The organism is Salegentibacter salinarum (assembly GCF_900168115.1).
Lineage (GTDB): Bacteria > Bacteroidota > Bacteroidia > Flavobacteriales > Flavobacteriaceae > Salegentibacter > Salegentibacter salinarum.
In genome coordinates, this window is record NZ_FUZC01000016.1 from 1 (window position 1) to 14,688 (window position 14,688).

Below are 14,688 nucleotides of genomic sequence, written 5' to 3' on the forward strand. Positions count from 1 at the left end.
GTTGATCCTAGAATTTCTATTCCATTGATAAGAGGATTTTCCACCCCATGAATAAAGGAAATATTCAGGAAGCCATCGGTAACATTAACCGTTTTATTAATAACCGCCCCTACCTTATGCCCAAAAGTTCCGGAGATATCTATCCCTTCAAGTTCAGGATGAACTATGCCTTCCATCTCAACATTATAAATCCGTTGCCCTGCTTTTGAGGTTCCATGGTAACCATTGCCTAAATATAGGCGTATCTCATAAGTGCCGGGATCCAGTGGAAATGAATACATGACATTTGGCATGCCAGAGAAATAATCTGACCTTTCTGAGTTAAAAATACTGGTCGGGGTTGTTTCCAGATCAACTGAATCGGTATAATTCTTCATGCCGGAACTAGCGGTATTATTCCCTCCAGCTTCAGCCAGGTATGGGGAATTCTCCGAGGACGTGTCTGCCCCCCAGTCTATTTCACCATCGATGGAAGCTATTGCAGGTCCACCAGAATTAACACGGTATAGTACTGTAGGAGGCGCAGGATCTGAAGTTTGTGCATTTACGGTAACCCCAAAAAGCTGTTCCACGTAATAATTATCAGTGTCAGTAGCACGAACAGTAATATTAGCAATTGACGCTTCTGATGGGAAACTTATGGTTAAAAGGCTATCTAAAATGGCAGTATTGACAAGAGGATTACTATTATCTTCGATGCTATATAATATATTTTCCTTTCCAGCATTATCATCAAAAAAATTATTCAAATTAATAATTTCATCATCAGAATCTACCAACCTATTGAGATCGGGTATCTCCTGAACAATATATGGTTCTCCAGCTGTGATGGTCCAGGTAAAGGAAATGTTCGCTGCATCATTCGAATATCCATCTCCATCATCTACTATAATTGTAATAGTATATGGGCTTTGATTATTAGCATTATTATTAATTGTTCCTCCTATTTGTCCGTTAGTAGGCTCAATAAAAACCCCTTCGGGTGCACCTGAAATACTATAGGATAGATTACCATCCCCTCCACTTGCCACAGCGGCCAGACTTCCATCAAGTTCCTCCCCAACAATATTAAATTGATCTGGGATTTGGGAAACAACAATAGGGGTTTCCCCTCTTGAAGAACCTAAGATCTCTATTCCGTTAATAAGAGGATTTTCTATCTGACCGTGCAATAAAGATATATCCAAAAAACCATCATTCACGTCTACTATTTTAGTTAAAACAGAACCAGTGCGATGTCCAAACGTACCAGAAAGGTCAATATCTTTAATTTCCGGATGTGTGATCCCTTCAATTCCAACATCAAATATCCTCTCACCAGGATCTGAAGTACCGTGATAACCATTGCCCATATATAATCGAACTTCATATTTTCCTTGCTCTACAGGAAAGGAATAAGTTACATTGGGTGGACCGGACCAATGATCAGAACGTTCTGTATTAAAGATACTGGTTGGTGTAGTACTAAGATCTATTTCTTCTGAATAATTGTTGAAACTGAAACCACTGGTATTATTCCCGCCGGCTTCAGTAAGATATAGAGAATTCTGCCCAGAGGTATCTGCTTCCCAGTCTACCTCTCCATCAAGAGACATAATAGTCGGACCCCCAGCATTAATACGGTACAAAATATTTGAAATAGGAGCTTCATTTACCGTAATCCTTAATGTTTGTTCTACATATAAATTATCGGCATCTGTAGCGCGTACGGTAATATCAGAAACTTCAGGTGAAGGTGGAAAGCTTATCTCTAAAATGTTTTCTACAACAAAAGCTTCAATAGCAGGATTGGAATTATTAACTATAGAAAACTGTAGGTTGTCAGTTCCATAATCATCATTAAAATGATTACTCAAATCTATGGTTTGGTCTACTGATCCTATTATTCCGGTTACATCCGGGAGTTCTTTTACTATATATGGAGCACTTCCTGATACATGAAGATAATCCCATGTTCCCTCTAATTCTATTCCTTGTTCATTGGAGGATCCTATTAAACCAACAGCCAAATCCTTTTCAGAACTTTGAATAGCTTCCAGAATAGCACCTTGAGCTACAATAGAACCAGCTGAAATGCGAGGACCATTATCAAAAATATACTCGAAAGCAATATTTCCTGAGACAGGATCAATCACATAAAATAGCGCAGCTCCAGACTCCGGTCTATTCTGTTCGGGGACAGGTATTAATAATGGATCTAATGGCACGTCATTAATTTCCTGCTGTATAGTCAGCCCACTTTTGGTTAAAACAAATTTTATATAATTGTCCTGAAAACCAGTTCCTATAAATATCCCTAATTCCCCGTTTGGAGTACTCGGGTGACCATATAACTGCAATGGGTCATTAAAATTAAACAGTCCTCCAGCTACGGTAAAAACTCCTGTAGACTGGTCAACCCTTACTCCATACTGAAACCCTTTTTCCTGATTGTTATTAGTACCCAGAGCTGTTCCGGTAGTCATTTGCATGGTCATAGCTCCGATGGCTCCTCCTAAAATATCATTTGGATTCGGGTCACTGGGGTCATCACGCCTGTCCAGCCAGTTAAGCCAGTTGGGATTCGGATCACCATTATTCATAAGGCCCGTCAGTCCAAGACCCATATACCCCTGAAGATCTGGATTGCTGGAAAAAAGTTCATTAACTACTGGTAAACTAAAAGCATCACTCCCGCTTTCCATTGGATTTCCTAATTGGAAAGGATCTTCGGTATCAGGAATTCCATCATTATCATCATCAAGGTCATTCAGGTCTGAAATTAAGGGAGCGCCGGCTGCTTTATTATGGTCATTAGGTTGAGATCCCCCATTACAATGATCTGTTTCATTGTCTATTTCATCCTGATTGGTATACCCATCGCCATCATAATCTGCCAGAGAGTCATATCCTTCATCTTCAGGCTGTAAACATATACCAAAGTCCTGAGGTTCAAACACAACTAGTTTCCCATTTAGGGTTACCACCCAAATTGTCCCAGGAAAAATATCATTATCTCCATTACAGGCTACACCAAGGGCATCTCCACCAATACCGGAAGCAAATGATGGGGTAAGTTCTTTCAGACTTCCGTCTTCATTGAGTTGAACGCGTCGTAGGACACCCGTGTTCACTCCTGCGATTAGATCTCCCTTCATAGCCCCGTTAAAATTGGAAGCAGTATATTCATCTATAGCATTTGTATTTGTACCCCAGGTAGTGACCAATGCATCTTCTGGTCCATCGGGATTCGGATCTCCGGGGCCTCTGTAATCTCCCTCTACGGGATTTGCAAACCCCACAGGAGGCCAATTAGCGGGAAGACCCAGTGCAGGATTTGAGGTAAACCCATCTATATCCTTATTGGGATGATAAATCAGTGTACGAAAAATAGCTCCTTCAGTACCTGTTATCGCCGGGTTTGTATATAAGCCGGCCCCATATGGATTTGCTCTTACAGGGGTAGGATGCCCACCATAAAAACTACCAAATTGATAAGATTGTATATCCAGAGTAACCAGGCTTAAGTGATCTTTATTATTTATCTTCTCACCTCCTGAGGTATATGAGCTTCCTGGCTCACCAGGGTCATAATCATTATTGGCATCTCCCCCTCCTTCATTTACAGGAAAGCCTCCCCAGCCACCGTTAGCTCCATTATCTGTAACATAGACTGCTCCACTTTCGGTAACTACCAGATCATAAGCATTACGGTAACCGGGAGAAAATATTTGAACAGGTCCTCCAGCCATGATCATAGCCTGGTTGAGTCCATCATTCCCTCCAAATGGGTCATTAAAATCAATCCCATCATAACCAGGTGCATCAGGATCTGTTATTCCATTAAGGTTAGGTCTGGACGGATCGTCTAATGTGGGAATATCATAGATATATTTCCTGCCATTATCATCGAGTATAGGCATATTTTCAAGCATCGTGAGGTTAACTGAGAGAATAGCTGCTGAAAGGGCATACTCGGTTGTATATGCAAAGTTTGTTGAGGGTCCCCCTGCATTAGTATGCCCTCCCGAAGCAACTATTAAATAATCTTCTCCATTAATCGTGGTGAATTCCATGTTATTGGTTGAGTGATTTTCCTCAGATCGTGGTAAACCTCTTACGATGTCTAGCTCGTCCCAGCCGATACCGTTCCAGCTAAATCTGGTAATAATACCGGAATTTGTGTCTAGTCCCACATCTCCACTGCCCCCACCGCCACCGCCGCCAATTCGAAAATCACTGGTGGATACATATATAACCGGATTAGTTGCCGTACCAATTACTTCCAATCCTATGGTTTGCCGCATTGTACTTTCGTGAAGTGAACCATCATCATTGTAACCTTGTATAGACTGGATGCCATTAATTTGCTCCATTTCGGTAACAATATAGTCACCTTCGTCAGTTCTTTCCAGTGTTAGGGCTTTTATCACACCCACATATTCCGCAACGTATAATCTCCCATCAGGTCCAAAGGTTAGCGAAGTACCATTATTAATGGTACCCTTCCCATTAAGATCAATATTGTTCTGTGAAAAACTCTGAGCCTTTAGTTCAGAACTAGGGCAAAAGTGAAGATAAATGGAAACCAAAAGGATGGCTTTTAAAGCCGAATAGAATAAAGTTTTCATCTTTTAAATGATTAGAATTATGACCTGATAATTTTGAAAATTGGATAGAATATTACTCACCAGAACAGCTCTAGCGTAAAAATCTTTTATTTATTTAGAGTGGTAGGGACTATAGATTCCCAGCTAAGGACTTAGCGGGATGTTCAATGCTGAAAATGGAAGAAATGGTTTATTTTAAATATCGAAAACAGTAGATTTATATCCTTTGCTCCAGGAGCGCTCTTTAGCTTCACCATATCCGTAGCCATAATTATTGCCATAACCCAAATGGGCTTTAGACACGTGATTGAGAATAAATGCAATCTTAGAAAATTTTTCTTGTTCTTTTGCTCGCTGCGGAAATTCAAGTAATTCCTTATCTGTAAATCCCGCTTTTACTATATATAAAACTATATCAGCAAACTTGGTAAGTAAAAATGTATCTGCTACTAGCAATGATGGAGCTGTATCTATAACAATATAATCATAATCTTTTTGCATGTATTCAATTAAAACACCCATTTTTTCCGTTTTAAGCAGCTCGTAAGGATTTGGGGGATAGTTTCCACTTAAAAGAATATCTAAATGAGCATTCAAGCTTGATTTCTGAATTAGACAGTCCAAAGTTAAAGTATCATCTGCCAGATAATCGCATAAACCTAGTTTTTGACTTTTATTTATCACAAATGGCTGAAGTTTAGAGTTTCTCAAATCTCCACCAATCAGTAAAACTTTCTTTGAGGTATTTGCAAGCGTAATAGAAAGATTAATTGAGGTAAATGTCTTTCCTTCTCCTTTAATTGTAGAGGTTACTAAAAATGTAATACCCGAATTCTTATTTTTTTTAGTTATAAGTAGGTACTGTAAATTCGTTGTTAGAATTCTAAATGCTTCTGCCAGAACAGATCGATCATTTGATTTAATAAGTTTTAATTTTTGCTTCATTTTTGGAATTTCACCCACCAATGGTATATTTGAAGCCATACTTTCAATATCTACTCGCTTTCTTATCTTATTATCAAGAAGACCAGTTATATAGATTAATGAAAAAGGTATGAATAAACCTAAAATAAATGTTCCCATATATACACTTCTGGAATTAGGAGAAATGGGATAATCGCTAAAATATGCGCGATCTACTATTTTTGCCTTAGGTTCGGTTATGGCCATAGCCAACGAATTTTCTTCTCTTTTTTGCAATAAGAACAAATACAAAGTTTCTTTAATACTCTGTTGTCGTTCTATCCCCCTATACTGGAGTTCTTTTGTGGGAACTGAATAAATTTTAGAACCAATACTGGACGCCTGTCTTTGAATATCTTCTTGTGAAATTAAAAGATTTGATCTGGCTCGGTTTAGACTTTGTACCACATTGGCTTTGATTTGATCTATTTGACTGTTCAATTTTATTACCATTGGGTTTTTTTCACTGGACCCAGCCAAAAGCCTGTTTCGATCTAATATAAGAGAATTGTATTCATCAATTTGATCGTTGACTCCACCTTCTGACAGACCTAAATTAGATGGTAAAAGATTCCCATCAGAGTTTGAAGAAATATATTCCAACATTGCGTTGGAAAGCTCCAGTTGTGTGCCAATCTCCTGTCTTTTTTTATTATAATCACTCGCATTCTGTATAAACATTTGAGATTCTGCGTGTATATCTGTAAGTTGATTTTGTTGTTTGAAAATTTTCTTTCCGGTTTCAACTGAATCCAGTTCCTCATTGATAATTGCCAGGCGTTCATTTATAAAATCAAATGTATTTCCGGCTATTAGGTTTTTATCTTCTATCGCCGATCTGTTGAACTCCATAATTAATTGATCTAAAATATCTCGTGCTTTTTCTTTTACCGGATCGGTAAGTTCAATTCCAATCAAGAGGGAATTTTCGTCCGCCTGGGTAAAATTTATTTTGTTGCGATAATTGGCAGCTATTTTATTTATTTCTGAAAATTGAACTATGGTTTTACCCTCATAATCTCTATTATTTTCCCGGGGGCGAATTATTATTTGTGCAAACCCTAGATCTATCGTGTTACCTGGCTCCTCCTCTTTAATCCTTCCTGTTTGTAGATTTTTAATCTTGTATATCTTATTGGAAGATCTCCAAACTTCAAACCTGCCTCCACCATTTTGTTTCAGAAGATTTTCATCAAAGCCCATGACGTGGATTGAAAAAGGAACGTTCTCATAAAGTTCAATATCATTGAACTCGCCCTCTATATAATATTGAATATATAAATTCAAGGACCTAACCACCTCATTCATTAACCGTCTCGACCGTAAAATACCCAGGTCGTTTTCTATACTTTTAGTCCCCGCAGTACTCATAATTCCCAGGTCTTTAAAGATTACAGATTCAGAATTTTTGGAAGAATCATCTTTAAGAATAATTTGGGTCTTGGCAAGATATTGAGGTGTAGTATATCTTAGATATGTATAACCTGCCGCACCGCAAATAATAATGCATAGTATAAACCAGGGCCATTTTTTTAAGTATTTAGTGATCTCCTTTCTCATATTGATCTTATCCATATGAGCTTTATTGATATTGTTTTCCATAACCAGACTTATTTGGTGATTAAGATAATGAGTGAGGCAATTACAGATATAATAGATAGGTAAGTTGAAGCTAAGCCGGTAGAACCCGCTGACTGCCTTCTTGTTCCTCGTGGTTCAACATAAATAACATCGTTTTGTCTTAAATAATAATGGGGGTTATTGACCACCCCGGCATCGGTAAGATCAAGATAAGCATACGTTTTATGATCTCCATCTTCTCCCATTACAAGAATATTTTTTCTTTGTCCGAAAATGGTAAGATCACCGGCCATACCTAAAGCTTTGGTTATACTTATGTGATCATCATCAATAAAAAATGTCCCGGGGTTCTTCACTTCGCCTAAAACGGTAATTTGAAAATTTAAAATCCGTACATTCACTATTGGATCCTTTACATATTCAGCAATTAAATCCTGTATTTTCTTCGCCAGTTGTATGTTGGTATAACCTTCTACCTCGAGTTCTCCTATAACAGGAAAAACTATGGTACCTTCATCTGAAACAAGATAGGTTTCAAGTTCTACTTCTCCCATTATCCTGTCCTGAGAGGTAATAGATTTGGTAAGGTTAAATGGTAAAGCTGCTTCCTGTTCTGGTGCCGAAACTCGAATAGTAAGCACATCATCTGGCTGGATTTCCAGATTATTCCCAGATCGTTTCGCTTCATTTTTTCTTAATTGTTCTATCTCCTGAAAGTAAACCATCTCTTTTCTAGAAACGCAGGAATAAAGTAATATGCATAATATACCAGACAGCAAAAGCCGCTTGAGAGTAGAATTGAATTTCATAAAATGGTTTTAGTTAAAAATTAGAGAATGCTGTGTTAGAAGGCCTTTTCATCACCCAACACGGCATTATAAATGGTTTGGTAGATGATTTTAAAATCCATCAAAGGAGTCCATTTTTCGAGATAAAAAATATCAAACCTTGTTCTGTTAATAATATCTGATTTACAGGAGATTTCTCCTCTATAGCCCTTAATTTGTGCCAGTCCTGTAATTCCGGGTTTTGTAAAGTGTCTAACCAGGTACTTATCAACAGTTCCCGCATATTCCAAAGTATGAGTTTCCATATGTGGGCGCGGTCCAACCACACTCATTTCCCCTTTTAGCACATTTATAAATTGGGGTAATTCATCAATACTAGTTTTTCTTAATATCCTGCCGAGTTTGGTAACACGCGGATCATTTCGGCTACACATTCTTTCATTAGCCAATTTATTCACCGCCATAGATCTGAACTTATAACACCAAAATGGTTTTTTATTGTAACCGTGTCTAAGCTGTTTAAAAAATAATGGCCCCTTTGATTCAATCTTCATCAAAATAAAAACCAGTGGTATAAGCCAGGATAGTATAAAGACTATAACGAAAATGGAAAATAGGACATCGAAAATGCGTTTTCCGTATTTAGCATAATTCTTTTCCAAAGGGGATTTCCTTAAATTTAAAACCGGAACGGTGCCAAACAACTCAACATTCATTGAACGGGTAAAAATTTCCTTGTTATCAGGTATTAATTTGAGGTGCTTAAGGTTATTATCCGCAAAAGATATTAAACGGTTTAGCTGTTCATTAGAAAGTTGAGAAACTATACAGTAAATTTCATCAATGTTATTCTTCAAAATAAAATCATAGCAAGATTCCACATTTCCCAGGTAATCTTTGTTATCAGAACTTTTGTTATGAAAAAAACCTTTATACCTATAACCAAAATCGGGTTCATCAAAAACTTTTCTGATTATTCCCATATTTTTATCATTTCCCACTATTACCACATTTTGGTAATTTCCTCCCTCTAAACGATAGAGCCGTCTAACGGAAAAGAAGAACCACCGATAAAATGTTAATATTAATAGGAGAAATACAAGGGTAAATACCTGGTACTCTATTACCAGTTCCAATTTCAGAAATGCAAACACTGAAAAGTACGCTAAACAGAATAATAGGTAATGACGAAGAAACTTATTGAATTTGGTTCTAAACCGCTCCTTCCTTTCTACAACATAAAAATTTAGACAAAGGGCAGATAATATCCAGGCTAAATTGAAACCTATAATAGCCAGAATATTAGAATAGAATTCAGGATTTAATAAATGTAAAAAAACATTTATTATTACTAAATGTGCCAATAATGAAAAGGGCATTATAAAAGGAGACCATTTCATTTTATTCATATTTATATTGAAAAATGTAACCTAGCGGAATACAAATTATCTTTTAGGCTTTTGGAAAAATGCTAGTTAAACTACGGAACTGAGGAATTAAATACTGGGGGACTTTACGCCCAATTTTGCAGAAAAGGGTAAAAAAACCACTTAACCTATTGAGCCGAATAATCCTTAAATCTTCTTTAGATTTCTTAATTTGTAATTTCATTGAAGTACTTAATCCGCCCAGACGCATTTTAACTACCCATTCATTAAGGAAGTACTTTTTTATATCATCATTTTGAAACCACCTCAATGAAATTTCGTAATCGCTTGCTATCGTATACCCAGAATTATACATTCCATATATTTGAAAAACCTCTTTCCGAACAAAAATGGTAGTATGCAGGGGTATCCATCCAAAAAACAGAAATCTTTTATTGAATGGTTTGGAAGAATACATTCGTTTAACTTTTTCTGGATTTTTTTGATCTACAAAAAGTCCTTTCGCATACACGAGATCTGCATTTGATATTTTAAATGCCTCTACCACTTTTTTAATCGTATCTGCCTCGTAAAAAAAATCGTCCGAATTGAGGATGCCTATTAAATCTCCTGTCGCATTTTTTATTCCCTTGTTTAAAGCATCAAAAATACCCTCGTCTTTTTCCGAAATATAATATCCCAATTTATCCTGATATTTTTCGACTTCCAGTTGCGTACCATCATTAGAACCACCATCTATCACAAGGTGCTCTATATCATCATAACTCTGATTCAAAACTGACTCAATACATTCCGCAATGCAATATTGCCTGTTGTAAACAATGGTAATTATTGAAATTCTCATATTTGAAAAATTAATTAATTAAAATAAAAGAAGAGAAAAAAAGAATTAGGCTCTTTCATGATTATAAGCCTGTGCCCCTATTAGAACAATAAGTATGACCCATAAAATATTATAGCCCGCAATTATATTTAAATTCATTGCAATTTCAGAACTTAAAAAAAAGCAGATACTGTCAATTACTATTAAGTGCATAAATGCCGCGAACGATAGTGTTAAAGATGAAGTTTTCATAATTTATATTTTATACATTGATATAGGTGGATTTCTATCGCTAAAAATGGAGTAAGCTGAACTGCCATCTAGGCGTCTTTTATTGGATAGAAGCTACATTGAAGGTGGGGCCTTACTTCACAAAAGGCTCAATAAACGTAGGTAGGATATCAGGATATGTCTAAAATATATTAGAAAGTAGAAGTTTGGGAAGGGTACTTTTTTACTGCTCAGGTAATGTTATTAATATTATCGTATTTGAATATTGAACAAACATTTTTAAAAAAGTTGCTATTTAACCAAGTGAAGGGATAAATTTCTTTCTTTTAACGGAGTTCCATGGTAAATGGCTTCAAAATATTGAATTGTCTTAGATAAACCTTCTTTTAACTGGATTTCTGGTTTCCAACCATTGAGTTTGGCTGTTGCCAAATGAATGTCTGGTTGTCTCCTTTGAGGATCGTCCTGGGGAAGTGATTTGAAAATTAATTTTGAATCAGATCCTGTGAGTTCTAAAATATTCTCTGCTAGTTCCATCATAGTATATTCCTTCTGGTTGCCAATATTAACGGGACCGGTAAAAGCGTCTTCAGTATTCATCATTCTTATCATGCCCTCTACTAAATCATCTACATATTGAAATGATCTGGTTTGACTACCATCCCCAAAAATAGTAATGTCCTCACCTTTTAAAGCTTGCATAATAAAATTGGAAACTACCCTACCGTCATTGGGATTCATGTTGGGACCATAAGTATTAAAGATTCTAATGATTTTTATACAAACATCATTTTGTTGATGGTAATCCATAAACAGCGTTTCAGCACAACGTTTACCTTCATCATAACAAGACCTCGGTCCAATTGGGTTTACATTTCCCCAATAACTTTCTGGTTGGGGGTGTATTTGTGGATCGCCATACACTTCGCTTGTACTGGCCTGTAAAATTTTGGCTTTAATTCTTTTTGCCAGTCCAAGCATATTTATAGCTCCGATTACTGAAGTTTTGGTAGTTTTTATAGCATTATACTGGTAATGAACCGGGCTGGCCGGACAGGCCAGATTGTAAATTTCATCTACCTCTATAAAAAATGGCGTCGTAATATCATGCCTAATAACCTCAAACAAAGGATTCTTCATTAAGTGAATTATATTTTTTTTACTACCTGTAAAATAGTTATCTAAACAAATTACCTCATTTCCCTCTTTCAACAGTCGTTCACATAGATGGGACCCAATAAATCCTGCCCCACCTGTAATTAAAATTCTTTTCATAGTTGCATATTTAAGTAGTTATCAATAGTAATTAGAATAGGTTAACGACCTCTTCAGTATTTTTCCATCTTTCTTTTTCAAAGTCGCTCCCGGTTCTTTTGCATATAAGGTTATTCTTCACATCTGATGTTATAACTGAGCCAACCGTAATCACGCTATCAATTCCGATTGTAACATTTGGCCCAATAAAACAACAAGCTCCAATCCAACAACCATTTTCAAGATTTATAGGTCCATTTCTAAATGGCATGGATGGTTTACGATAGTCGTGATTGCCACCACAGAGAAAAGCCCTTTGGGAAATACAAACATTATCCCCGATATTAATTTTCTCAAAATTCAAGATGAACACTTCTTCCCCAATCCACACATTATTGCCCATCTCCAGTTTCCAGGGAAAATGTATATTCACCCTGGGCTTAAGAATTACATTCTTTCCGACTTTTGCTCCAAACAATCTTAATAAAGAAACTTTTAAAGAGCTTGGAAAAGGAAAAGCAGTTAAGAAAAAAAGCATTTTAAATAAATACCAGGTTACCTCTTTTATCCTGCTTGCGCCTCTGTCCAGACCTATTGAAGCGTCAAACTCGTTGAGCTTTACTTTTGAAATAGCTTTTGCATCCATAACCATTGATCTAGAAATCTACTCCTTCCATATTAGTAAGTGATTTGCTTAATACTTCAAACAATCGGCTGGAAGCTTTAGAAATAGCAAATTTTTCCTCAAAGTTTATTTTTGCATTTTTAGCCATATCATCCTTCCTCTCCTTATCTAAAGCCCACCAACGTTCGAGAAGATTTGATACACCAATTAAGGTATCATCTTCAACGAACCCCGCATCAGAGTTCAAGATTTCTCGCCAAATATTAACTTTATTTGTAATTAATACCGGTTTTCTGCAAGCCATAGCTTCAACAATTGCAATTCCAAAATTCTCCTGATGACTAGGTAAAATAAAAGCTTCACACCCATAAAAAGCTCCCCATTTTGCATCTCCGGAAAGCATACCTGGTAAAAAAACATTTTCTTTTAGGGCAGGATTATGATTAATAATGTTCTGAACTTTTTTACCATACTCCGATGCTAATCCGGGTCCAGCTATTACTAATTTTGGAATTTTACTGGCTGATATTTTAGCCTTACCCCCATTATTCAATAAATCTGCATAAGCTTCCACTAAAATATCTACCCCCTTTTTCTCATGGATCCTGCTTAGAAAGAGCACATAATCATTATTCTCAATTCCTTTACATTGTTCTTTAAAGGAAACTTTCATTTCGGGGATAAACTCAGGTGGAGCTTCTACTCCCAGACCCACCACAATTTCTTCTTTTGGATGGTAAGGTTTAAAAGGGATACGTGCCATTAAACACTCTGTTTCACAAGTAAAAAGTATGGCATCTGCATTGTTTACAATCTTTCTTTCAATTAATTCCCAGTATATTTTATTCCTAATCGCCTTTAATTTTCTATCCGGCGCAGTTTGAAAATAGGGGTCTAACATTCCATGAGGCATCACATGAAGTTTCGGTAAGTTTTGTCTAAAATCACCACGTCCCTCTAATTCTTTCCTAATCTTTTCGAATGCATAAGATGGATATTGCCACAGCCCATGGACAATGATAGCATCATACTCAGAGAAATTTTTTCTTAACCAGGGCATAAGCTTAGCACTATAAGACCAGAATTTATCTGAAGGGCCTAGTGCATAAACTTTAAAATCACTTTTTAATATGAAATCTTCATCAGGTGAATTAACACAAACTACTTCATTAGCCACCTCATATTCTGAAAGTCCCGAAATAACGGTCCGCACAGCTTGACAAACACCACCGCGTTCAGGATTCATATTATCTATTGCGTGTAAAAGCCTCATTAGTTATTTTCAGATTTTAGAATATCCAGGTAAATCTTTTCAATCTTATCAAGCGCATCTTTAGAATTGAACCTCCTTGCGTTTTGGATTCCTCTTTCTTTTATCATTTCGAGTTCAGTACTAGAACTACTTATTATTTTTTCCAAAACCTCGGCAGCATTTTCACTCCATTTCATAACTTCCAAAGAACTAGAAGGTTTTCTGGGAACATACAAGGCCGCTTTCTTTGCCACCTCGGTCATTGGCGCCTCTCTCGTAGTAATTACCGGGCATCCGGAGGCCATTGCTTCTGCTATTGGCCAACCAAATCCTTCAGCCAACGATGGAAAAAGAAAAACTGAAGCACCGGCGTAAACTTTTTTAAGCCATTCGTCTGAAAAAGAATCCAGCATATGTATATCTTTTTTGAAGGAAGAACTTTGCCATTCATTCCGAATAAGTTCATCGGGTTTTTCTCCCACAAGCAGGAGCGGTAGGTCTTTTTTAAATTTTATTCGCCAGGCATTATAAATCTCAATAACTCCCCTCCTGTTTTTATACCACTGATTACCGCCAACGTGAAGTATATAACCATGGCAAACATCGATTCCGGTTTTCTCCTTTAAATCAATTCGCACCTTAAAAACATTCATTGGTTTAAAGCTATTATTGAGCCCGTTATAGACCACTTCAGATACTCCGGCAGTGGAAGAGGTAAACCTATGAAGATCTCGTTTCGTATTTTTCGATACAGAGATGTAGTTTCTGCCTCTAGAATAGCCTCTGCGAATCATAGCCTGATATTTTTTGCCAGTCCAACCAGTAATATTTTCTGAAATTTCGTCTAGGGCAGCTCGCTGAGCCAGAAAATCATGACAGTGAATAGCATGTGGCCTATTAAAAACCAACGGCACCCAGGGTCCCAATGCATGATCTGTAAATACAAACAGGGTATCTGCACTCTCTTTTTTTACTTTGAAATATACTTCCAAGGGAAACAATAAATACTGATCTAAATACCCAAGCCATTTTTTAAATTTTTCAACCATAGGCAGATAATAAAATCGTCCTCTAGGTGACCATACTCTGGTTGTGTGTCCCCGTTCCCGCATCCCTTCATCCAGTAAACGGGTAAATCGCGGCATACTTTTGTGAGCGATAAAACTGGGATGTGAGAAAAAGACAATGTTCATC

The 14,688-nt window shown here is 36.8% G+C and carries 9 protein-coding genes; all 9 read right to left on the reverse strand.

Going from position 1 to position 14,688, the window contains the following annotated elements:
• Positions 1–4,610, reverse strand: a 4,610-nt coding sequence (locus B5X53_RS15700) for a malectin domain-containing carbohydrate-binding protein (RefSeq protein ID WP_200811840.1), incomplete at its 3' end; no start/stop codon positions are given.
• 174 nt (positions 4,611–4,784) lie between these two features.
• Positions 4,785–7,154 carry a GumC family protein gene (locus tag B5X53_RS15705; RefSeq protein WP_079714185.1) on the reverse strand — a complete coding sequence of 790 codons (2,370 nt, stop codon included), beginning with the start codon at positions 7,152–7,154 and terminating at the stop codon, positions 4,785–4,787.
• Positions 7,155–7,162: 8 nt separating this feature from the next.
• On the reverse strand, positions 7,163–7,942 hold the full coding sequence (locus tag B5X53_RS15710) for a polysaccharide biosynthesis/export family protein (RefSeq protein ID WP_079714186.1): 780 nt from the start codon (positions 7,940–7,942) through the stop codon (positions 7,163–7,165).
• A gap of 35 nt (positions 7,943–7,977) precedes the next feature.
• Positions 7,978–9,330: an exopolysaccharide biosynthesis polyprenyl glycosylphosphotransferase gene (locus B5X53_RS15715; protein ID WP_317042332.1), complete on the reverse strand. Its 1,353-nt coding sequence runs from the start codon at positions 9,328–9,330 to the stop codon at positions 7,978–7,980.
• Positions 9,331–9,373: 43 nt separating this feature from the next.
• Positions 9,374–10,153 carry a glycosyltransferase family 2 protein gene (locus B5X53_RS15720; RefSeq protein ID WP_079714187.1) on the reverse strand — a complete coding sequence of 260 codons (780 nt, stop codon included), beginning with the start codon at positions 10,151–10,153 and terminating at the stop codon, positions 9,374–9,376.
• Between the two features lie 501 nt (positions 10,154–10,654).
• Positions 10,655–11,638, reverse strand: coding sequence for a UDP-glucuronic acid decarboxylase family protein (locus B5X53_RS15725; protein WP_079714188.1), 984 nt, complete (start codon positions 11,636–11,638; stop codon positions 10,655–10,657).
• A 31-nt stretch (positions 11,639–11,669) separates the two neighbouring features.
• Positions 11,670–12,263, reverse strand: a complete 594-nt coding sequence (locus B5X53_RS15730) for a WcaF family extracellular polysaccharide biosynthesis acetyltransferase (protein ID WP_079714229.1) — start codon at positions 12,261–12,263, stop codon at positions 11,670–11,672.
• A gap of 10 nt (positions 12,264–12,273) precedes the next feature.
• Complete coding sequence (locus B5X53_RS15735) at positions 12,274–13,488, reverse strand: glycosyltransferase (RefSeq protein WP_198550734.1); 1,215 nt, start codon at positions 13,486–13,488, stop codon at positions 12,274–12,276.
• A gap of 26 nt (positions 13,489–13,514) precedes the next feature.
• The gene (locus tag B5X53_RS15740) at positions 13,515–14,687 is read right to left on the reverse strand and encodes a glycosyltransferase (RefSeq protein WP_079714190.1); all 1,173 of its coding nucleotides are present in this window, start codon (positions 14,685–14,687) and stop codon (positions 13,515–13,517) included.
• Between the last annotated feature and the right edge of the window lies 1 nt (position 14,688).

Bases quoted from the DNA above. Each gene is read 5' to 3' on its own strand.
- B5X53_RS15710 (WP_079714186.1), bottom strand. From the start codon at position 7,942: ATGAAATTCAATTCTACTCTCAAGCGGCTTTTGCTGTCTGGTATATTA.
- B5X53_RS15705 (WP_079714185.1), bottom strand. From the start codon at position 7,154: ATGGAAAACAATATCAATAAAGCTCATATGGATAAGATCAATATGAGA.
- B5X53_RS15715 (WP_317042332.1), bottom strand. From the start codon at position 9,330: ATGAATAAAATGAAATGGTCTCCTTTTATAATGCCCTTTTCATTATTG.
- B5X53_RS15735 (WP_198550734.1), bottom strand. From the start codon at position 13,488: ATGAATCCTGAACGCGGTGGTGTTTGTCAAGCTGTGCGGACCGTTATT.
- B5X53_RS15740 (WP_079714190.1), bottom strand. From the start codon at position 14,687: ATGAACATTGTCTTTTTCTCACATCCCAGTTTTATCGCTCACAAAAGT.
- B5X53_RS15720 (WP_079714187.1), bottom strand. From the start codon at position 10,153: ATGAGAATTTCAATAATTACCATTGTTTACAACAGGCAATATTGCATT.
- B5X53_RS15725 (WP_079714188.1), bottom strand. From the start codon at position 11,638: ATGAAAAGAATTTTAATTACAGGTGGGGCAGGATTTATTGGGTCCCAT.
- B5X53_RS15730 (WP_079714229.1), bottom strand. From the start codon at position 12,263: ATGGATGCAAAAGCTATTTCAAAAGTAAAGCTCAACGAGTTTGACGCT.